Source organism: Streptomyces sp. NPDC046862, from assembly GCF_040704615.1.
Taxonomy (GTDB): Bacteria; Actinomycetota; Actinomycetes; order Streptomycetales; family Streptomycetaceae; genus Streptomyces.
The window spans coordinates 92733-114188 of the sequence record NZ_JBEYXP010000008.1 but is presented as its reverse complement, the minus strand read 5'-3'; the positions used below and the strand labels follow the sequence as shown (position 1 = coordinate 114188).

Below are 21456 nucleotides of genomic sequence, written 5' to 3'. Positions count from 1 at the left end.
GCCACGCGCCGCTCCACCGGAGGGGACGCCGCCGTCGGCACGCGCGCGTGGCCGTCGTTTTCGCCGTCCCAGGGCTTCGGCTGTTGTCGATGCCCCGGGCCCGCCCGGGAGTCGCTTCAGCGGTTCCGATGGCACCGACACGCACGCGCGTCCCTCTTCCTCTCCAGACCATTCGTCACTGTGGAGTGTCAACTGCCATGAAGGCTTCTCGTTTCGCCGCCGTCGGTGCCGTCGCCGCCTCGGCCGTCGTCGTCCTGTCCTCCCCCGCGTTCGCCCACGTGAGCGTCGCGCCCGAGGGCACCGCCGCCAAGGGCGGGTACGCGACCGTCAACTTCAAGGTCCCGAACGAGCGTGACGACGCCTCGACCACCAAGCTGGAGGTGACCCTCCCCACCGACCACCCGCTCGCCTCGGTACAGCCCGAGGCCGTCGACGGCTGGAAGGTCGAGGTCACCCGGTCCAAGCTCGACAAGCCGCTCGACCTGCACGGCGAGAAGATCGACGAGGCCGTCTCCAAGGTCACCTGGACCGCCACCGGCAAGGGCATCGAGCCGGGCTTCTTCCAGAAGTTCCCGCTCTCCGTCGGCCAGCTCCCCGAGGACACCGACGAACTGGTCTTCAAGGCCCTCCAGACGTACTCCAACAAGGAGGTCGTGCGCTGGATCGAGGTGCCGAAGGAAGGCGAGGAGGAGCCCGAGAACCCGGCCCCGGTGCTCGCCCTGTCCGCCGCCACCGGGGACCACCACGGAGCGTCCGGAGCCGACGCCGACCAGGCGGCGGAATCCAAGAACTCCGACGACACCGAAGCCGAGGCCGCCTCCGCCAAGACGTCCGCGGCCGAACCCGCCGACAGCTCCGACACCACCGCCCGCGTCCTCGGCGTCGTGGGCATCGTCGTCGGCGCCGCGGGCGTGGCCTACGGCGTGCTGGCCGGTCGCCGGCGCCAGAGCGCCTGACCTCTCCGCCTCCGGCGCGCACCCGGGGGCGTACGGTCCGTCTCGTCGGCACGACGGCGCATCGCCGTCACACCACGCCGACCGTCGCCGTACGACCCCGGTGCGGGCCGGGCAACGAACATCTGGGACATTTTTCTATGCGCACCAACAGCTCCAACCGCCCCAACCGCCCGAAGAAGACGTACGCGGCGGCCGCCCTGGTGGCCGTCGCCGCCCTCACCCTCTCCGCCTGCGGCAGCGGCGGTGACGACGCGAACGCGCCCGTCGCCGAGGTGTCCGCGGAGTCCGGTTCGGCCAAGGCGGCGACGGTCCTCGACAAGCCGTTCGAGAAGCCGGACCTCGTCCTCACGGACACGCACGGCAAGTCGTACGACCTCCGCAAGGAGACCAAGGGCAAGCCGACGCTGGTCTACTTCGGCTACACCAACTGCCCCGACATCTGCCCGCTGACGATGAACAACATCGCCGTCGCCAAGAAGGAGGTGTCCAAGAAGCTCCCGAAGTCGGAACTGGCGAACCTGCGCATCGTCTTCGTCACCACCGACCCGGAGCGGGACACCCCCAAGGCCCTCGGCGAGTGGCTCAAGGGCATCGACCCCGACGTCGTGGGCCTGACCGGGAGCTTCGACACGATCCAGGCCGGCGCCCGCACCCTCGGCATCTCCATCGAGCCGCCGAAGAAGGGCAAGGACGGCAAGGTCACCTCCATGCACGGCACCCAGGTCATCGCGTTCTCGCCCAAGAACGACGGCGGCTACGTGCTGTACGGGGAGGACGCGACCGTCGAGGACTACGCCAAGGACCTCCCGAAGCTCCTCAAGGGTGAGAAGCCGTGAGGAACCTCACCGGGGCGGCCGTGGCCATGGCCGCCGTACTCACCCTCGCCGGCTGCGGCGACGACAGCGGGGGGAGCGAGGGGACCGCTCTGAAGGTGGATTCCGCCTACATGCCGCAGCCGGTCACCGCCGCGATGGCCGCCGGCTACCTGGTCATCGAGAACGACGGCGACACCCCCGACACCCTCCGGTCCGTCACCAGCGACATCGCTCAGGACGTCACCATCCACACGACGTCCGGGCAGACGATGGAGAGCGCCGGCAGCAACGACCGCGGTATCCCCGCCCACGGCAGGCTCGTCCTGCGGAGCGGCGGCACGCACCTGATGTTCGAGAAGCTGAAGCGCAAACCGAAGGAGGGCGAGACGGTGTCCGTGGAACTGCACTTCGCGAAGACCGATCCGGTCAAGGTCGAGATGCCGGTGAAGTCGGCCACGTACCAGCCCGCTTCGGCATCGCACCAGTGAGGGAGGGACCACCGTTGAGCCCCCTGAGGCAGGCCATCGCTCCCCGTGTCCGGGCGCTGTTGCTGCTGTTCGTCGCCGTGACCGGCGTCCTGCTCGCCGGCGCCGCGCCGGTCTCCGCGCACGCCGCACTGACCGGGAGCGACCCGCAGCAGGGCGCGGTGGTCAAGGAGGCGCCGTCCAAGGTGTCGCTGACCTTCTCCGAGAAGGTCGCGATGTCCGACGGTTCGGTACGGGTGTACGACCCCAAGGGCAAGGAGGTCGACACCGGCAAGACGTCCGACCTGGGCGGCAACAGCTACGGGGTGGAGCTGCACTCGGGGCTGCCCGACGGCACGTTCACCGTCACCTACCAGGTGGTCTCGGCGGACAGCCACCCCGTCTCCGGCGCGTTCACGTTCTCCGTGGGCGCGCCCTCGAAGACCACCGCCGCCGTGCCCGAGCAGACGGCGGGCGGCGGGCTCGTCGGCGGCCTCTACGGGTTCGCCCGCTATGCCGCGTACGCCGGTTTCATCCTCCTGGTCGGCGGCGCCGCCTTCGTGCTCGCCTGCTGGCAGCGAGGCGCGGCGGTACGGCCCGTACAGCGGCTCGTGGTGTCCGGATGGCTCACGCTGACCGCGGCCACGCTCGCGATGCTGCTGCTGCGCGGCTCGTACACCGGGTCCGGGAAGGTCGGTGACATCTTCGACCTGAGCCTGCTCGGGACCGTGCTGCAGACCAAGGCGGGCGCGGCGCTGGTGTCCCGGCTGCTGCTGCTCGCGGCGGCGGCGCTGTTCATCGCGGTGCTCTTCGGGGCGTACGCGCGACGGGACGATGCCGAGGAGAGCCTCGCCGGTGCCGAAGGGGACGGTGACGCCGAAACGGACGACCGCGCCGAGCCGGACGGTGACGTCGAAAGGGACAGCGACAGCGACGCCGAACACGACAGCGACGCCGAACCGTCCGCCTACAAGAAGGACCTCACCTTCGGGCTCGCGATCGGCGGGAGCGTGGTGGCGGCGGGCCTGGCCGCGAGCTGGGCCATGGCCGAGCACGCCTCGACCGGCATCCAGACCGGGATATCCATGCCCGTCGACGTGGTGCACCTGTTGGCGGTCGCCACCTGGCTGGGCGGGCTCGCGACGCTGCTCGTCGCACTGTTCCGGGCGCCCGCCGAGGCCCCGATCGAGGCGGGGGCCGTACGTCGGTTCTCGCGCGTCGCGTTCACCAGCGTGCTCGTGCTGGCGGCGACCGGCGTCTACCAGTCGTGGCGCCAGCTCGGCTCCTGGTCCGCGCTGACCGGCACTTCGTACGGACAGCTGCTGCTCGTGAAGATCGGACTCGTCGCGGTGCTCGTGGGCATCGCGTGGATCTCCCGGCGGTGGACCGACAGGCTGGCGGACACACCGGCGGAGAACGTGGCTTCCCCGGCCTCCGTGGTGACCGGAGCGACGGCGCAGCGGACGAGCGGTGCCCGTACGGCTGTCGCCGCGGGTGGGGACGCCAAGGCTTCGACCACGACGCTGGAGGACTCCGCCCCGGACCCGGAGGATGAGAACGAGAACCAGGGCGAGAACGAGGTCAAGAACGAGGTCAAGAACGAGGTCGAGGTCGAGGACAGGGAAACCGCGGACTCGGGAGCCTCCGGGCAGGACTCCGGCGACCCCGAGCGCGCCACCCAACTCGCCCGGCAGCGGGCCGCCATGGCCACCGCGCGCGAGAAGCGCATCCGGGACGCCGATCCGGGGCGCGCGGGACTGCGCCGATCCGTGCTCGCCGAGACGGGCGTGGCCGTCGTCCTGCTGGCCGTGACGACCGTGCTGACGTCGACCGAGCCCGGGCGCACCGTGGAGGAGGCCAAGGCGGCCACGTCCGCGGCACAGCAGTCCGACGTGGCCGGGGACTCGGGAGCGCTGGCCCTGGACATTCCGTTCGACACGGGTGGCCAGGACGGCAAGGGGCTCGTACGGGTCGACATGGACCCCGCGACCGTGGGCCCCAACGAGATGCACGTCTACATCCAGCGGCCCAACGGCAGGGTCTTCGACGTCCCCGAGGTGAAGGTCGCCTTCACGCTCAAGGCGAAGGACATCGGTCCGCTGCCGGTCGCCCCCGACCGCGTCGCCACCGGACACTGGAGTGCCGCGGGGGTGCAGATCCCCATGGCGGGCAACTGGGAGATCGCGGTCACCGTGCGGACGTCCGACATCGACCAGGCGACCGTCACCAAGAACGCGCAGATCGGCTGAACCACACCATGGCTGACCAGTCCACACCCGAGGCTCCCGCGCCGGGAGCGGGTTCCGCGGACGCTACCGGCGCTGCGGGCGCTACGGGCGCTGCGGGCACTGCGGGCACTGCAGGGCCTGCGGGCGCCAAGAGTGCCCCAGGCTCTGCGGGCTCCACGAGCTCCCCGAAGGAGGTGCCTCGGGTGCCTCTCCAGGGGGCTCCCTCGGAGGGGGCCATTTCGCGGCGGCGTCTGCTGGGCACCGCCGGGGCGACCGGGCTCGCGCTCGGCGCCGTGGGCGGCGCCGCCGGATACGCGGCGGCGCCCTCGGACGACAAGACCGCCCCGCTCAGCTCCGTGGGAGCCGACCAGGTGATGTTTCACGGGAAACATCAGCCCGGAATCACCACCGCTCTCCAGGCCAGCGGGCATCTCGTCGCCTTCGACCTGGCCGCGGGCGCGGGCCGCAAGGAGGCGTCCGCCCTGCTGCGCCGCTGGTCGGAGACCGCCCGGCGGCTGATGGCGGGCGAAGCGTCCACACAGGACGACACGGACGTGGCGCGCGACGCGGGACCCTCGTCCCTGACGGTCACCTTCGGATTCGGCTACGGCTTCTTCGCCCGTACGGGGCTGGAGAAGCAGCGTCCGGACTCTCTGGACCCCCTGCCCGACTTCTCCTCCGACCACCTCGACAAGGCCCGCAGCGACGGCGATCTGTGGGTGCAGATCGGCGCCAACGACGCGCTGGTCGCCTTCCACGCCCTGCGCGCGATCCAGAAGGACGCGGGCAGCGCGGCACGCGTGCGCTGGCAGATGAACGGCTTCAACCGTTCCCCGGGAGCCACCGGCCGGCCCATGACGGCCCGCAACCTGATGGGCCAGATCGACGGCACCCGCAACCCGAAGCCGACCGACAAGGACTTCGACCAGCGCATCTTCGTGCCCGCGTCCGGCTCCGGCGACCCCACGTGGATGGCGGGCGGCTCCTACGCGGTCGTACGCCGTATCCGCATGCTCCTCGACGACTGGGAGAAGCTCTCGCTGAGGGACCAGGAAGACGTCATCGGGCGGAAGAAGTCCACCGGCGCACCCCTGACCGGCGGCAGCGAGACGACCGAGCCGGACCTGGAGAAGACCGGCTCCGACGGCAGGCTGATCATCCCGATCAACGCCCACGCCCGGATCACGCGCCCCGACCAGAACGGCGGCGCGGCCATGCTCCGCCGCCCCTTCTCCTTCCACGACGGGATCGACACGGACGGGATGCCCGACGCGGGCCTGCTCTTCGTCTGCTGGCAGGCCGACCCCCTGCGCGGCTTCGTCCCGGTGCAGCGCAAGCTCGACCGGGGGGACGCCCTGTCGAAGTTCGTCCGCCACGAGTCGAGCGGCCTGTTCGCGGTGCCGGGCGGGGCCGCGGAGGGCGAGTACGTGGGACAACGGCTGCTGGAGGGGTGAGGCGACACCCCCGGAACCCCCGCGGTACCCCCGGCACCCTCGTGCCCGTGCATCGCTCTCAGGGGTGGTGAGGGCGGGAAGCGTACGCCGGGTTCCGCAAGGCCCATTAGGGTGAGGCCATGCCAGCCAGTTACGCGTACCTCGGTCCCGAGGGCACCTTCACCGAGGTCGCCCTGCGCACACTGCCGGAGACGGCGACCCGTGAGCTCGTCCCCATGGTCTCCGTCCCCGCCGCGCTCGACGCCGTCCGCAACGGCGAGGCCGAGGCCGCGTTCGTACCGATCGAGAACTCCGTCGAGGGCGGCATCACCACCACCCTCGACGAGCTGGTCGCCGGCGCCCCGCTGATGATCTACCGCGAGGTGCTCCTCTCGATCACCTTCGGCCTGCTGGTCAGGCCCGGGACGAAGATCTCGGAGATCAAGACGGTCACCGCGCATCCCGCCGCCCAGCCGCAGGTCCGCAACTGGATGAAGGCGAACCTGCCGCCCGACGTCGTCTGGGAGTCGGCCGCGTCGAACGCGGACGGCGCCCGGCTGGTCCAGGAGGGCCGGTACGACGCCGCCTTCGCCGGAGAGTTCGCGGCGGCCCGGTACGGCCTGGAGGCCCTGGAGACCGGGATCCACGACGCGGAGAACGCCCAGACGCGCTTCGTCCTCGTCGGCCGCCCCTCCCGCCCGGCGGCGCCGACCGGTGCGGACAAGACCTCGGTGGTCATCTGGCAGCGCGACGACCACCCCGGTGGGCTGCGCGACCTGCTGGGCGAGTTCGCCGTGCGGGGCGTCAACCTGATGCTGCTGCAGTCCCGCCCCACCGGCCAGGGCATCGGGAACTACTGCTTCGCCATCGACGCCGAAGGGCACATCTCCGACCGGCGTGTGGCGGAGGCCCTGATGGGGCTCAAGCGGATCTGCCTGGAGGTGCGCTACCTCGGGTCGTACCCGCGCGCGGACGCGACCGTGAAGGACGTCCGCGTCCCCCTGCCGGGGACGTCGGACACCGAGTTCGTCACGGCCGCGGACTGGGTGGCGCGCTGCCAGGACGGCAGGTTCTAGCCCACCAAGGGGTTGGCCGACGGGTCGCCGACGCGCCATCGTCGGGCCACCGACTGGCCACCGACCGACCCGCGACCGGCCGTCGCCCACCCCAGCTCGCCCACACCCACCCACATTCGCCGACACAACCCCCAGGGCCACCCCACGGCCGACTGAACGCCGCTTTCAGGTCACCTCCAGGCCGCTTCCGAGAGGGGGCGATTCCGGTTGTGCACAGGCCCACACAACCGGTCCTACCTGCCGATTTTCTCCGTCCACAGAAGTTATCCACAGGCCAGCGTCTCGACCTGGGGACAAGTCGACAAGGCAGTGCCGCTCGGTCGACAAATCTCCCTATGGACCCCCACTTCGCCCACAGCCCGCTACATCACCCTTCGTCCACCTGTTTCCCTCGGGCAATCCTTTGGAGCGACCCGTTTCCACTCGAAAGTAGGTATGAAGATGGTTTGAGCCGGGAATTATCCGGTTCGCCCACCACCCTCGAAATGATCACCATCGAAATCCACAGATCTTTCGCACAGCCTGTGGATAACTTTCCCGGGGCTGTGGATCCCTGTGGACAGCCGATCCCAAGTGCCGCTTCCCGCAAGGAAATAGAGTCAACCCGAGCCACCCACCCCGCCTCCTTTCAGGGTGCCGATCTCCTTTTGATTGACGCTCCGAAGCGGCTCTTACAGGGATCGAAATACCGGGCAAGAGCCCACAAAAGTCGCGTATTGCAATTCCGAGTCGTGGGCCGGAACCGTGCACCGGTAGCCTTGAGGGGTGATTGACCTTCGCCTGCTCCGTGAGGACCCCGACCGTGTGCGTGCGTCGCAGCGCGCCCGTGGAGAGGACGTCGCGCTCGTCGACGCCCTCCTGTCTGCCGACGAGCGGCGCAGGTCGTCCGGCGTCCGCTTCGACGAGCTCCGCGCCGAACAGAAGGCCCTCGGCAAGCTGATCCCCAAGGCCTCCGGCGACGAGAAGGCCGAGCTGCTGAAGAAGGCGAGCCAGCTGGCCGCCGACGTCAAGGCCGCCGACGCCGAGCGCGACGAGGCCGCGGCCGAGACCCAGGAGCTCCTCCTCCGGCTCGGCAACCTCGTCCACCCCGACGTGCCCGTCGGCGGCGAGGAGGACTTCGTCACGCTGGAGACGCTCGGTGAGATCCGGGACTTCGACGCCGAGGGCTTCGCGCCCAAGGACCACCTGGAACTGGGCCAGATCCTCGGCGCGATCGATGTCGAGCGCGGCGCGAAGGTCTCGGGTTCGCGCTTCTACTTCCTCACCGGCGTCGGCGCCCTGCTGGAGCTGGCCCTGGTGAACGCGGCGATCGCGCAGGCCACGGCCGCCGGTTTCACGCCGATGCTGACCCCCTCGCTGGTCCGCTCCCAGTCGATGGCCGGCACCGGCTTCCTCGGCCAGGCCGCCCAGGACGTCTACCACCTGGACAAGGACGACCTCTACCTGGTCGGCACGTCCGAGGTGGCGCTGGCCGCGTACCACATGGACGAGATCCTCGACGCCGACCGCCTCCCGCTGCGCTACGCCGGCTTCTCGCCGTGCTACCGCCGCGAGGCCGGTTCGCACGGCAAGGACACGCGCGGCATCTTCCGGGTCCACCAGTTCGACAAGGTCGAGATGTTCTCGTACGTCGCCCCGGAGGACTCGCAGGCCGAGCACCAGCGTCTGCTGGAGTGGGAGAAGCAGTGGCTGACGTCGCTGGAGCTGCCCTTCCGTGTGATCGACGTGGCGAGCGGTGACCTGGGCTCCTCGGCCTCGCGGAAGTTCGACTGCGAGGCCTGGATCCCGACCCAGGGCAAGTACCGCGAGCTGACCTCGACCTCGGACTGCACCGAGTTCCAGTCCCGCCGGCTGTCGATCCGCATGCGTGACGGCAAGACGGTCCGCCCGCTGGCGACGCTGAACGGCACACTGTGCGCCGTCCCGCGCACGATCGTCGCGATCCTGGAGAACCACCAGCAGGCCGACGGCTCCGTGCGGGTGCCCGAGGTGCTGCGCCCCTACCTCGGCGGCCGCGAGGTCCTGGAACCGGTAGCCAAGTGAGCGAGGCCGCTTCCCACGACCTCCCGTACAAGCTGATCGCGACCGACCTCGACGGGACGCTGCTGCGCTCCGACGAGACGGTCTCGGAGCGCACCCGTGCGGCACTCGCCGCCGCCACGGCGGCGGGCGCCGCGCACATCGTCGTCACGGGACGCGCGGTGCCGTGGACGAAGCACATCCTGGACGGCCTCGGCTACCGCGGTCTCGCGGTCTGCGGCCAGGGCGCCCAGGTGTACGACGCGGGGGAGCACCGGCTGCTCACCTCGGTGACCCTGGACCGGCAGCTCGCGACGCTGGCCCTGGCCAAGATCGAGGCGGAGGTCGGTCCCCTGCTGCTGGCCGCGAGCCGTGACGGCCTGGACGGCCAGGTGCTCGTCGGACCCGGCTACCGCGTCCACGACGGCCCCCTGCCCTACGAACCGATCCGCGACCCGGCGGACCTCTGGGCCGCCCCCCTGAACAAGGTGTACGTCCAGCACCCGACCCTCTCCGACGACGAACTCGCCGACGCGGCCCGCCGGGTCGCGGGCGGCCTGGTGGGCGTCGTCATGGCGGGCGAGGGCATCGTGGAGATCCTCCCTCTCGGCCTGACCAAGGCCACCGGCCTGTCCCTGGCCGCCCGCCGCCTCGGCTTCCGCGCGGCCGACACCCTCGCCTTCGGCGACATGCCCAACGACATCCCCATGTTCGCCTGGGCGGCACACGGCGTCGCCATGGCCAACGCCCACGAGGAACTCAAGGCCGTCGCCGACGAGGTGACCTCCTCCAACGAGGAGGACGGCATCGCGGTGGTCCTGGAGCGATTGCTGGGCTAGGGCGCAACAGGCCGTAGCGGGAGGCCCGGGCGTCCCGGGCGCGTCACCGGTTTCGTGGGAGACCGGTTTCGTGGGAGACACCGCTGTGGCCCGGCGGATCCAAGTCCGCCGAGCCACAGGGGCGAAGCCCGGGTGGGGCGGCCCGCGCGGGATCGCGCGCTCGAAGCGGCCGCCCCGGGCAGCTCCCCCGTGCGGAACGGGCTCGACGAAGAGATGGCTCTCCGGAACCCACCGCGGGCTGCCCTGCCGGGAGCCCGGCGCAGGACGCGCCTGACCCCGCTCCCAGATCGTGACGCCGGCTCACACCGGCGTCGGGAACAGATCCACTGTGCCTGTCGCACCAAGTCGGACGCCACCGAATAAACCGCCACCCAGCGCCCCAAAGCTCCCGGCCGACACCCGGCCGGGCCGGGCCCAGTCGGCAAGGGCCAGTCGGCGAGGGCCCGATCAACGACGCCCCCATCGGCCACGTCCCGGTCGGCCACGTCCCGATCGCCTATGCCCGGGCCGGCCAGGACCCTGGCGGCTGAACCCCGTCCGGCCAGGACTCGGTCGGCTGAACCCCGGTCAGCCAGGGCCCGGCCGGCCAGGATCTGCTCGGCCAGTGCTCAGCCGATCGGAACTCCGCCGCCCGGCCGCCCGTGGCCTGACCCGGCCTCACCCCTACCGGCCTCACCTCTACCGGCGGCGCCACTTCCGTCGGCGCGCCTTGCTGAAGAACCAGCCCGCGGGCGGCTCGTCGGACCGCCAGGGCTGAGGATCGGGGGCCTGGTCGCGCCAGCGGGCGGCGAGCATCCGGGCCCGTGCGGACGGCTCGGACGTCTCCGCGGACCGTATGAAGTCCTCGTCGAGAACCACATCGCTCCAGACGTCACCGGACCCGGGACCGGATCCCGAGGCCGCCTCGGCCTCGCCCCTCGACTCCTCCGCTGCCATCCCCGATCCTCCTGGTCGTCCATCCCCTTTGCCCAGTGTGCCCGGACACGTGTGAAGCCACGGTCAAGACCGGGAACGCCCCGGAAGCCCGGTCACTCCTCCCCGGCGAGCTTCAGCGTCCGCAGCTTCTGACCCGCGTACCAGGTCGCTCCCGCGGTGACCGCGGCCAGCAGGATCACCGCGGTCTGCAGCCCGACGTCCGAGGTGACGAGATCCCCGCCCGCGACCTTCTGGGCGACCGCCAGGGCCCACTGCTGGACGCTGAGCGTGCGCGCACCCGACACCAGGGAGCCGAAGAGGGCCTCCCAGACGAGCGCGTAGACGAGTCCGAAGACGACCGCGTGCCGTGTCACGGTGCCCAGCAGGAGGAAGACCGCCGCGTACGCGATCGACGCGACCAGGGCCGCCACCGTGTACGCGACCGCTATCTGCTGACCGTTGCCGTTGAGGATCAGGCCCGCGACGAGGGTCGGGACCGCCGAGAAGACCATCGTCACAGCGATCGCCACGATCAGTTTGGTGAAGATGATCGTCGGGCGCTTCACGGGCTTGGACAGCAGGTACACCACCGAGCCGTCGTCGATCTCGGGTCCGATCGCGCCCGTTCCCGCGATGACGCCGATGAGCGGCACCATCGTGGCGAGCGCGAACCCGCCGAGCACGTCCGCGGCCACCTGGTCGTCTGCGCCGCTGAAGCCGCGCACGACCACCGAGATCACGATCAGCAACAGGGGCAGCGCGCCAAGAATGAGGGCCCGACGGCGGCCGAGCAGGGCCCGGTAGGTGAGTCGGGCGACTGTGGGGTCGTACATCTTCGGCCTCCTACGCCGCGACCAGATACGAGAACACGGACTCGAGGGACTCGTCCGACGGCGAGACCGTCAGCAGGCGGATGCCGTGGTCCCTGGCCACCTTGGGCAGCAGCGCGGTGAAGCGGCCGAAGTCGACGGCCTGGATGCGCAACGCGCCCTCGGTGAGGTCGACTTCGATGCCCGAGGTCGACGGATCCGCGATCAGCGCGGCCGCCAGGGCACGGTCGTCGCTGGAGCGCACCAGGTAGCGGTGCGGGCGGTCGGTCATCAGGCGGCGGATGCGGCGGAAGTCACCGCTCGCCGCGTGCCGACCAGCGACGATCACCTCGATGTGGGCGGCGAGTTGCTCGACCTCTTCGAGGATGTGGGACGAGAACAGCACCGTGCGGCCCTCGTCGCCCATGCGCCGCAGCAGGTCCATGAGCTGCATCCGCTGACGCGGGTCCATCCCGTTGAACGGCTCGTCGAGCAGGAGCAGCGACGGGTCGTGCACGAGGGCGCTCGCCATCTTCACGCGCTGTCGCATGCCCTTGGAGTACGTCGAGATCCTGCGGTCCTGCGCGTACTCCATCTCGACGGTGGCGAGGGCCCGCTGGGCGGCCTTCTCACCGAGGCCGTGCAACTCGGCGTTGGCCACGACGAATTCGCGGCCCGTGAGGAAGTCGTACATCGCCTCCCGCTCGGGAACGATGCCGATGTGCTTGTAGATCTGCTCGTTGCGCCAGACCTGCTTGCCGTCGAGCGTGACGGAGCCGGTGGAGGGGGCGAGGAAGCCGCCCATCATGTTGATGAGGGTGGACTTTCCGGCGCCGTTCGGGCCGAGCAGCCCGGTGACGCCGGGGCCTACCGTCATGGTGATGTCGTTGACGGCGACCACGTTGCCGAACCAGCGGGAGACATGGTCGATGGAGAGCGTGGTCACAGTCCCACCTTCTTGTAGCGGCGCATCAGGAGGCCGTAACTGGCGGCGATGAGGCCCAGGACGACCAGGGCGTAGACGACACCCTCACCGGTGCCGGGGCCGACCGCGCCGGGGAAGGACGAGCTCGCGCCCAGGAAGGCGGTCTGCACCCCGTCGATGAGCGTGATGGGGGAGAACAGGCCGATCCAGGGGATGGCTCCGCTGCTCATCTGGGCGTCCGCGATGGCCTGGAGGGTGGACACCGCGCCGTAGGAGATGGTCAGTACGGCGATCACGGCCGCTATGCCGAAGCCGCGGCGCGGGGTGACCGACGCGATGACCAGGCCGATGCCGGCGAAGAGCAGCGAGAGCAGTGCCACGGAAACGAGTCCCTGTGCGAATCCCTTGGTCTGATCGGTGAAGTCGAGTTTCGCCAGCAGCGCGCCCACATAGAGCACGAGCAGCGGCGCGGCCGTCAGGATGAACAGAGCCGAGGCCAGCGCCGCGTACTTCGCGCGCACGTAGTCGGCGGTCTCGATGGGGCGTGAGAAGTACAGCGGGACGGTCTTGAAGCGCAGGTCGCGCGAGACGGCCTGGGGTGCCTGGGACGCCACGTACAGTCCGATCAGGGCCTGCATGATGACGGCGTAGCGCGTGTAGGCGACGGGCAGGTCGTTCGCCTTCGTGGCGACCGCGACCGCGACCATGATCAGCGCGGGGACGCACATCACCACGAACAGCAGCATCGGCAGGACCTTGGACTTGGCCGAGCGGCCCAGCCCGTACGCGCCGCGCAGGGTCTGCGAGTAGAGGGAGCGACGGGCGTAGGCGCGGCCCAGCCGGGGGCCGTCGTAGTTGCGGTAGCCGATGTCGTGGATGCGGGTCTGTTCACCCGCGGGTGCCATGGCCTGTGCCTGCGCCTGTGCCTGGGGCTGCTCAACCGCCATGGCCGACCGCCTCCTTCCGTGCGCCCGGTGTGCCTGGCGTGCCCGCCGGGACGTCCGCCCGCTCGTCGTCCTTGAAGACCTCCGCGATGTGGTGCCTGCGCTGCTCCATGCGGACCAGGCCGAGGCCGAGGTCGGCGACCAGGTCGCGCACGAGGTCGTATGTCTCCTCGCCCTGCGCGGTGAGCAGGAGGATGTGTCCCGCGCCGGGGAGGCCGTCGCCCTGGTGGGTCTCCACGCCGCGCGCGTGGAGCGCCTCGCGCATCACCCGGGTGCCGTCCGGGTGTTCGTCGGTGTCGGTGACCTCGATCGCGAGCGTGGTCGTGGTCTGGGTGAAGTCCGTGGTCGAGCTGGAGCGCAGGAGCTTGCCGCCGTCGACGACGACCACGTGGTCGCAGGTGCGCTCCAACTCGCCCAGCAGGTGGGAGGTGACCAGGACCGAGATGCCGAAGTCCGTGTGGATGCGGCGGATCAGGCCGAGCATGTCGTCTCGGCCGACCGGGTCGAGGCCGTTCGTCGGCTCGTCCAGGAAGACCAGCTGCGGGTCGTGGACCAGGGCCTGGGCGAGCTTCACACGCTGCTTCATGCCCGTCGAGTAGCCGCCGATGGGGCGGTACCGCTCCTCGTACAGGCCGACGTGGCGCAGCGTGTCCGCGGTGCGCTCGCGCGCGGCGGTGGGCGGCAGGCCGGACATGCGGGCCATGTGCACGACGAACTCGGTGGCCGAGACGTCGGGCGGCAGGCAGTCGTGCTCCGGCATGTACCCCACCCGCTCGCGGATGGCGCCGCCCTGGGTGGCGACGTCGAGTCCGAGCACTTCGGCGCGGCCCTCGGTGGCGGGGGACAGACCCAGCAGGATCTTGATCAGTGTGGACTTGCCGGCCCCGTTGGCTCCGACGAGTCCGGTCACACCGGGCCCGACGTCCACGGAGAGCCGGTCAAGCGCGGTTACCCTCGGGAACCGCTTGCTCAGGCTTTCGGTCGCGATCACAGTCACGCCTTCGACGCTAGTGGCGCGGACCACAGCCGGTCGTCACCCCGCAGAGCTGTCTGTGAGTCACTCTCGAGTATTACGGGCCCGTAAGGGTCACCCTGAGGTCGAACAACCTGGCCTCGCCAACGGGCCTCGTCGACGGGGCCGTGTGTCCGCCAGACCGCTGTGAGTTGTCCACAGGCGCCCGCACGGCTATTGACGCAGCCGCCGACCATTGTCACATTCGGCGGTGTCACGTTACGGACACGTAGCGCAGTCAAAGGCGGCCGCGAGCGAGGACGTCACCGTTCGTGTTCTTCGACCACTCGCGGCGCCGAGCCGGGAAGGGACACGCATGAGCGACAGGGGACAGGCGCCGGGCGGCGGCCTCGCCGGCGCGCGCCGGCGCCGGGTGCGGTCGGGTGATGTCGAGCTGTGCGTCGCGGAACTCGGCGACCCACGACAGCCCACGGTTGTCCTCGTGCACGGCTACCCCGACACCAAGGAGGTGTGGTCCGAACTCGCGCCGCGCCTGGCCGGCCGTTTCCACGTCGTCCTCTACGACGTGCGCGGGCACGGCGGTTCGACGGCTCCGCGGCCGCTGCGCGGCGGGTTCACCCTGGACCGGCTGACGGACGACTTCCTGGCGGTCGCGGACGCGGTCAGTCCCGGCCGGCCCGTGCACCTGGTGGGGCACGACTGGGGTTCGGTGCAGGGCTGGGAGTTCGTGACGATCGGGCGCACCGAGGGCCGGATCGCCTCCTTCACGTCGATGTCAGGGCCGTCACTCGACCACTTCGGGCACTGGATCAAGCAGCGCGTGAAGCGTCCGACGCCGCGCGGGGCGGGCCAGCTCCTCGGCCAGGGCGCCAGGTCCTGGTACGTCTACCTGCTGCACGCTCCGCACCTGCCCGAGCTGGCCTGGCGCGGCCCGCTCGGCAAGCGGTGGCCCCGGATGCTGCGGCGGGCCGAGAACCTCCCGGCGGGCGACTACCCGGCCCCCTCGGTGGGTACGGACGCGGCGCACGGTGCGTGGCTGTACCGGGACAACGTCCGGGCCCGGCTGTCTCGACCGCGTGACGACGCCTACGCACACGCGCCCGTACAGCTCATCACGCCCCTGGAGGACGCATTCCTGTCCGAGCGGCTCTACGACGGGCTGGAGAAGTGGGTCCCGCGACTGACCCGTCGTACGCTCCGGGCCAGGCACTGGATCCCGCGTACGCGCCCCGATCAGCTGGCCACCTGGATCACCGAGTTCGTGACGGCCGCCGAGGCCGGCAGGCCCCTGTCGGCGGGCACGGGGAAGTACGCCGACCGGTTCGGCGGGCAGTTGGTGCTGGTCACCGGCGCGGGCAGCGGCATAGGGCGGGCCACCGCCCTCGCCTTCGCCGGGGCCGGGGCACGCGTGGTGGCCGTCGACCTGGACCCGGAGGGCGCGGCCCGTACGGCGGAGCTGTGCCGGCCGGCGGGCGCTCCCGAGGCATGGGCCGAACAGGTCGACGTCTCCGACGAGCAGGCCATGGAGAAGCTCGCCCAGAGGGTCGCCACGCAGTACGGCGTGGTGGACGTGCTGGTGAACAACGCGGGCATCGGGCTGTCGGGGTCCTTCCTCGACACCACCTCCGAGGACTGGAGGAAGGTCCTCGACGTCAACCTGTGGGGCGTGATCCACGGCTGCCGGCTCTTCGGACGGCAGATGGCGGCGCGCGGCCAGGGCGGCCACATCGTCAACACCGCGTCGGCGGCGGCGTACCTGCCGTCGAAGACACTGCCCGCCTACAGCACCTCCAAGGCGGCCGTCCTGATGCTCAGCGAGTGCCTGCGCGCGGAGCTGGCAGGGCACGGCATCGGTGTGTCGGCGATCTGCCCGGGGTTCGTCAACACCAACATCACCTCCACCGCGCGCTTCGCGGGCGTCGACGCCGACGAGGAGAAGCGGCGCCAGAAGAAGGCGGCGCGACTGTACGGACTGCGCAACTACCCGCCGGAGAAGGTCGCGGACGCCGTCCTGCGCGCCGTCGTGCACGACGAGGCCGTCGTCCCGGTCACCCCGGAGGCCCGCGGCGGCCGCCTTCTGTCCCGCTTCGCGCCGAGGACACTGCACGCGATCGCACGTCTGGAGCCACCACTGTGAGCGGTCCGTGAGTCGCCGTACGCCGCACGAGCGTGTGCGGGAGTCCGGCACCTCGCACGGGGGCCCCGGGCGAAACCAACCGGTGGAAGGGCAGGGGCCGTGAACGACGAGTCGGTCGGCGTCGCGTACCGCATAGAGGACCTGGCGCACCGCAGTGGTGCCACGGTCCGGACGATCCGCGCCTACCAGGACCGCGGGCTGCTCCCCCGCCCCGAGCGCCGCGGCCGGGCCAACGTGTACTCGGACGCCCATCTGGCCCGCCTCCGCCAGATCGCCGACCTCCTGGACCGCGGCTACACGCTGGCCTCGATCAAGGAGCTCCTTCAGGCCTGGGACACGGGCCGCGGTCTCGGCGGGATACTCGGGCTGGTCGCCGAGGCCGACGGACCGGGGGCCGACCCTTCCTGGGCCGACGGTCCGTGGGGCGACGAGAAAGCCGCGCGGATCCTGCGGACCGATCTGGACGAGCTGTTCGGCGGCCGACCGGACGACGCGACGGTGGCGGACGCCATCGAGCTGGGCCTGCTGGAGCCGGTGCCCGGACAGGACGACGTGTTCGCCGTGCCGAGACCACAACAGCTGCCGCTGGCCGTCGAATTGCGTGCCGCTGGCCTTCCGTTGTCCGTTCTGTCGAGCGTTCTGCGGGAGTTGAGAGGCCAGGCCGAGCACATCGCCTCCCGTTTCGTGGAGTTCACCACGGAGCAGGTCCCCCCAGTCCGTCTGGGCCTGGACCACCCGTCGAGCAACGCGGAGACCGGCGAGGTGGAGACGCTCGTACGCCGGCTGAGACCCCTCGCACGACGGACGGTGGACGCCGAACTCGCGCGGGCCACACGCCTGTTCGCCGAGCGGCGCCTACCACGGCACCCGGGTTCCGAGCAGACGCCGGGGGACCCGGACGAGATGCGGTCGGTACCGGTACCGGCGGCCACAATGCGGGCGGTGGAGCGGCTGGTTGGCGTGGAGCGGTCCGCCGAGTTCGTCGCCATCGCAGCCGAACGGGAGGTACAGGCGAGGATCTTGGACTCACTCGCGACAAATAGCACTAAACAGACCAATTTTGATGAAATGCCCTGAATGGCCGAGTGAGTTGTCCACAGGTACGCCAATTCCCCTGTGGATAACCATACTTGGCTGTGGATCAAACATCCGGATCAAAATCGCGTGCGTGATACGCGTCTCTCCAGGCACGCTGGTGGGATGAAGGAACGAACGGACAAAACGGATGGATGATCGACGCACCGTCAAGGTCTCGAAGTACCTGTCCAAGCACCTGCGTCACCAGCCCGACCGGATCGGGCTCACCCTCGCGGACGGCGGCTGGGTCGAGATCGACACCCTGCTCGCGGCGGCCGCCTCGCACGGTTTCCGGATCACCAGGGCCGAACTCGACCATGTGGTCGCCGCCAACGACAAACAGCGCTTCGCCGTCGAAGGCACCCGGATCCGCGCCAACCAGGGTCACACCGTCGAGGTCGACCTCGGCCTTCCCACGGCGACACCACCGCCGTACCTCTACCACGGGACCGTGGCCCGCAACCTCGACGTCATCCGGGCCGAGGGGCTGCGCGCCATGAACCGGCACGACGTGCACCTCTCGCCCGACCGCGAGACCGCCACCCGTGTCGGCGCCCGGCGCGGCCGTCCGGTCGTCCTCTCCGTGGACGCCGGCGCCATGCACCGCGACGGCCATGTGTTCCACGTCAGCGCCAACGGTGTGTGGCTGACCCGGGCCGTACCGCCGCGGTACCTGCGCTTTCCCGAGCCGCACTGACCTGCGCGGTCCCTCACCACACCGCACCGCCGCTTAGGCTCTGAGGCATGAGTCTGCGTCTGAGCACCGTGATCCTCCCGTACGTCCGCTGGCACGAAGGCGGGCGTGCCGCGTGGCAGCGGGCCGAGCAGCTCGGATTCCACGCCGCGTACACGTACGACCATCTGTCGTGGCGGAGCTTCAGGGACGGTCCGTGGTTCGGGGCGGTCCCGACGCTGACGGCTGCGGCCTCCGCGACCGATCACCTGCGTCTGGGCACCCTCGTGACCTCGCCGAACTTCCGGCACCCGGTGACCCTCGCCAAGGAGCTGATCTCCCTCGACGACGTCTCCGGCGGCCGCCTCACGCTCGGCGTCGGTGCCGGGGGTACCGGCTTCGACGCCACCGCGCTCGGCCAGGACCCGTGGACGCCGCGCGAGCGCGCCGACCGCTTCGCCGAGTTCGTGCGCCTGCTCGACCGGCTGCTGTCCGAGGACTCCGTGTCGTACGAGGGCGACTTCTACTCCGCGCACGAGGCACGCAACATCCCCGGTTGTGTACAGCGCCCCCGGCTTCCCTTCGCGGTGGCCGCCACCGGACCGCGCGGACTGAAGCTGGCGGCCCGGTACGGCCAGGCCTGGGTAACCACCGGAGACCCCCGGCTGTACGAGACGGGCACCCCTGAGCAGTCGGTCCAGGCCCTTCGCGGACAGACCGAGAAGCTGGCGGACGCGTGCGCCGCGATCGGCCGGAACGTGACCGACCTCGACAAGGTTCTACTCACCGGCTTCACCCCGGACCGCGCTCGCCCGCTCGAGTCACTGGACGCCTTCGTGGACTTCGCCGGCCGCCACGCGGAGCTGGGGTTCACCGAGATCGTGATCCACTGGCCGATCCCCGAATCGGACTTCGCGGCCGACGAGAAGGTCTTCGAACGCATCGCCATGGAAGCGACGGCACAGCTGGGATGAACACCCACCGGAGCGAGCCGATCACGCCGGACGGTAACGACGTGGACGGGGACAGCAATCACTCACCTGTACGGACCCCCGCACGGGCGTACGCACAGCTGCGCGAGAATGAGGCGGTGACCTCAGCGACGAGACAGCCCGCAACCCCTGCCCCGACCGTCCCGCCCCGACTGATCGCCACGGACCTCGACGGCACCCTCCTGCGCGACGACAAGACGGTGTCCGCACGCACGGTCGCCGCTCTCGCGGCCGCCGAGGGGGCGGGTATCGAGGTCTTCTTCGTCACCGGCCGGCCGGCCCGATGGATGGACGTCGTCAGCGACCACGTCCACGGTCACGGCCTGGCCATCTGCGGGAACGGTGCCGCCGTGGTCGACCTGCACGGCGGTCCCGGAGCCCACCGTTTCGTCAAGATCCGCGAGCTCGCCCGGGAGAACGCGCTCGACGCGGTACGGCTGCTGCGAGCGGCCGCGCCGGGAACCGTGTACGCCGTCGAGCAGACATACGGCTTCTACCAGGAGCCGGAGTATCCGAAGCTCCACATGGAGATCCCCGACGCCCTCGCGCCCGCGGAGAAGCTGCTGGCGCCGGACGGGGTCGCCGCCGACGAACCCGTGCTCAAGATCCTCGCCTACCACCCCGAGATCGACCCCGACGACTTCCTCACCACCGCTCGCATCGCCGTCGGTGACCGGGCCACCATCACCCGCTCCAGCCCCAGCGCGCTGCTGGAGATCAGCGGCCCCGGCGTCTCCAAGGCCAGTACTCTCGCGCTGTGCTGCGCCGAGCGCGGCATCTCCCACGAGGAGGTCGTCGCCTTCGGGGACATGCCGAACGACGTCGAGATGCTGACGTGGGCGGGCCGGTCCTACGCCATGGGGAACGCACACCCCGATGTCATCGCCGCCGCCTCGGGTCGGACCGTCGCCAACAACGAGGACGGGGTCGCGGTCGTGATCGAGCGGATGGTGGCGGAACGGTTGCGGGCTTAGTGGGCGCTGGGGCCGTCGGTCACGGCCCCGGCCATTTCGTGCACAGCGGTCAAGCGGCAGCCGTCTTCTCTACAGCTCCACCCCGTGCTTCAGCAGCCACGGCACCGGGTCGATGCCCGAGCCCAGCTCCGGCGTGATCCGTACCTCGAAGTGCAGGTGCGGGCCGGTGGAGTTGCCGGTCGTTCCTGCCTGTCCGATCCACTGCCCAGGAGCCACCCGCTCGCCCTGGTCCACGGCCAAAGAGGCGAGGTGCGCGTACTGCGTGTAGTAGCCGTCGGTGTGCCGGACGACGATCTGGATGCCGAAGGCGCCCCCGCAGGACACCCGCACGACCCGCCCCGCCCCCACGGCCCGGACCGGCGTTCCGATCGGGACCGCGAAGTCCTGCCCGGTGTGCCGGTTCGCCCAGCGCGCACCGCCGCTGCCGAAGCCCGCGGAGAGTACGTACCGCTCCACGGGCGCGACCCACGCGCGCCGGGAGCCCGTGGGCGGCTGGTCCAGCCGGGTGGCGCCCGGGCACGCACCCGCTGCCGCCGACGCGTCAGCCTGTCCCTGGAGCATCCACCGCGCCTCTTCGAGCTTCTTCTCGATCGCCCGCCTCGTCCCGGCGAGTTCGGCGTTGCGCCACTCCAGTCTCCGCCACTCGGCAGCCGCCTGCTTCTCACCGGCCGCGAGCCTCGCCTCGGCACGGCGGCTCCTGGACACGGCCTTGTCGGCCGCCAGGTTCGCCTGACTCACGACCCGGTGACCTCGCATCAGCTCCTCCGGACTGTCCGCGAGCAACAGCTGCACCGTGTACGGCAGTCCGCCGCCCTCGCGGTACCGGGCTCGTGCGATCCGCCCGAGGTCCTCGTGCAGGGCCTCGATCTGCTCCCGCTCCCGCACCAGGAGCTTTTGCAGCCGCTGTGCCTCCGCCCGCTGTGCCTCGGCCTCGCTCCGGCCCAGTTCGTACTGCTGCGTCGCCGCGGCCGCTGCCTCGTACAGAGCCGCCACACGGGCGCTGGACCCGGAGGGGCCGGGGACCCCCGTGCCTCCGCTGTCGCCCTCGGCCACCGCCGGCCGCGCGATCAGGGCCACGCAGGCGCAGAGCAGCACCAGGACGAGCAACGGGTGATGTCGACAAGAAGAGCGCATGCCAGCGATCGTGGCGCGCTCCAGGGCGCGAGGTCGTGTTCGAGTCGTACGGCTGGGGGATCGAGTGCCACGA

The 21456-nt window shown here is 70.7% G+C and carries 19 protein-coding genes; 13 read left to right on the top strand and 6 right to left on the bottom strand.

The features are described from left to right. Window positions 1-197 precede the first annotated feature (197 nt). The 8 genes from AB0959_RS11195 (at window position 198) to AB0959_RS11160 (ending at window position 9830) form a co-directional block, all read left to right on the top strand. Complete coding sequence (locus tag AB0959_RS11195; protein ID WP_366826078.1) at window positions 198-956, top strand: YcnI family protein; 759 nt, start codon at window positions 198-200, stop codon at window positions 954-956. Window positions 957-1093: 137 nt separating this feature from the next. Next, window positions 1094-1792, top strand: a complete 699-nt coding sequence (locus tag AB0959_RS11190) for an SCO family protein (protein ID WP_366826077.1) — start codon at window positions 1094-1096, stop codon at window positions 1790-1792. A gap of 26 nt (window positions 1793-1818) precedes the next feature. After that, entirely contained in the window at window positions 1819-2259 is a 441-nt protein-coding gene (locus tag AB0959_RS11185; protein ID WP_366826212.1) for a copper chaperone PCu(A)C, read from the top strand. 23 nt (window positions 2260-2282) lie between these two features. Continuing rightward, complete coding sequence (locus AB0959_RS11180) at window positions 2283-4484, top strand: copper resistance protein CopC (protein WP_366826211.1); 2202 nt, start codon at window positions 2283-2285, stop codon at window positions 4482-4484. 8 nt (window positions 4485-4492) lie between these two features. Beyond that, on the top strand, window positions 4493-5917 hold the full coding sequence (gene efeB, locus AB0959_RS11175) for an iron uptake transporter deferrochelatase/peroxidase subunit (RefSeq protein WP_366826076.1): 1425 nt from the start codon (window positions 4493-4495) through the stop codon (window positions 5915-5917). 119 nt (window positions 5918-6036) lie between these two features. Further along, a complete protein-coding gene (gene pheA, locus AB0959_RS11170) occupies window positions 6037-6972 on the top strand; it encodes a prephenate dehydratase (protein ID WP_366826075.1) in 936 nt (311 codons plus the stop codon). Window positions 6973-7737: 765 nt separating this feature from the next. Continuing rightward, complete coding sequence (gene serS / locus AB0959_RS11165; protein ID WP_366826074.1) at window positions 7738-9015, top strand: serine--tRNA ligase; 1278 nt, start codon at window positions 7738-7740, stop codon at window positions 9013-9015. Continuing rightward, window positions 9012-9830 carry an HAD family hydrolase gene (locus AB0959_RS11160; protein WP_366826073.1) on the top strand — a complete coding sequence of 273 codons (819 nt, stop codon included), beginning with the start codon at window positions 9012-9014 and terminating at the stop codon, window positions 9828-9830. Before serS ends, AB0959_RS11160 begins: the two co-directional genes overlap by 4 nt. Window positions 9831-10508: 678 nt before the next feature. On the opposite strand, the gene AB0959_RS11155 is transcribed toward AB0959_RS11160, so the two are convergent. The 5 genes from AB0959_RS11155 to AB0959_RS11135 all read right to left on the bottom strand — a co-directional run bounded on the left by AB0959_RS11155 (window position 10509) and on the right by AB0959_RS11135 (window position 14414). After that, window positions 10509-10766: a hypothetical protein gene (locus tag AB0959_RS11155; RefSeq protein WP_366826072.1), complete on the bottom strand. Its 258-nt coding sequence runs from the start codon at window positions 10764-10766 to the stop codon at window positions 10509-10511. Between the two features lie 92 nt (window positions 10767-10858). After that, complete coding sequence (locus AB0959_RS11150; RefSeq protein ID WP_366826071.1) at window positions 10859-11578, bottom strand: ABC transporter permease; 720 nt, start codon at window positions 11576-11578, stop codon at window positions 10859-10861. Between the two features lie 10 nt (window positions 11579-11588). Next, complete coding sequence (locus tag AB0959_RS11145; RefSeq protein WP_366826070.1) at window positions 11589-12500, bottom strand: ABC transporter ATP-binding protein; 912 nt, start codon at window positions 12498-12500, stop codon at window positions 11589-11591. Beyond that, entirely contained in the window at window positions 12497-13426 is a 930-nt protein-coding gene (locus AB0959_RS11140; protein WP_366826069.1) for an ABC transporter permease subunit, read from the bottom strand. Before AB0959_RS11140 ends, AB0959_RS11145 begins: the two co-directional genes overlap by 4 nt. Next, a complete protein-coding gene (locus AB0959_RS11135; protein WP_366826210.1) occupies window positions 13416-14414 on the bottom strand; it encodes an ABC transporter ATP-binding protein in 999 nt (332 codons plus the stop codon). Before AB0959_RS11135 ends, AB0959_RS11140 begins: the two co-directional genes overlap by 11 nt. A 337-nt stretch (window positions 14415-14751) precedes the next feature. Here AB0959_RS11135 and AB0959_RS11130 point away from each other — a divergent pair, with 337 nt between their 5' ends. From AB0959_RS11130 to AB0959_RS11110, 5 genes are all read left to right on the top strand, one after another. Continuing rightward, window positions 14752-16533: an SDR family oxidoreductase gene (locus AB0959_RS11130; RefSeq protein ID WP_366826068.1), complete on the top strand. Its 1782-nt coding sequence runs from the start codon at window positions 14752-14754 to the stop codon at window positions 16531-16533. A 99-nt stretch (window positions 16534-16632) separates the two neighbouring features. Then, window positions 16633-17610: a MerR family transcriptional regulator gene (locus tag AB0959_RS11125; RefSeq protein WP_366826067.1), complete on the top strand. Its 978-nt coding sequence runs from the start codon at window positions 16633-16635 to the stop codon at window positions 17608-17610. Window positions 17611-17758: 148 nt separating this feature from the next. Continuing rightward, a complete protein-coding gene (locus tag AB0959_RS11120) occupies window positions 17759-18307 on the top strand; it encodes an RNA 2'-phosphotransferase (protein ID WP_366826066.1) in 549 nt (182 codons plus the stop codon). Window positions 18308-18354: 47 nt separating this feature from the next. Then, on the top strand, window positions 18355-19257 hold the full coding sequence (locus tag AB0959_RS11115; protein WP_366826065.1) for an LLM class flavin-dependent oxidoreductase: 903 nt from the start codon (window positions 18355-18357) through the stop codon (window positions 19255-19257). 116 nt (window positions 19258-19373) lie between these two features. After that, entirely contained in the window at window positions 19374-20249 is an 876-nt protein-coding gene (locus AB0959_RS11110) for a Cof-type HAD-IIB family hydrolase (RefSeq protein ID WP_366826064.1), read from the top strand. 69 nt (window positions 20250-20318) lie between these two features. Here the strand turns inward: AB0959_RS11110 and AB0959_RS11105 are convergent, their stop codons facing one another. Continuing rightward, window positions 20319-21383: a peptidoglycan DD-metalloendopeptidase family protein gene (locus AB0959_RS11105; RefSeq protein WP_366826063.1), complete on the bottom strand. Its 1065-nt coding sequence runs from the start codon at window positions 21381-21383 to the stop codon at window positions 20319-20321. Window positions 21384-21456: the final 73 nt, after the last annotated feature.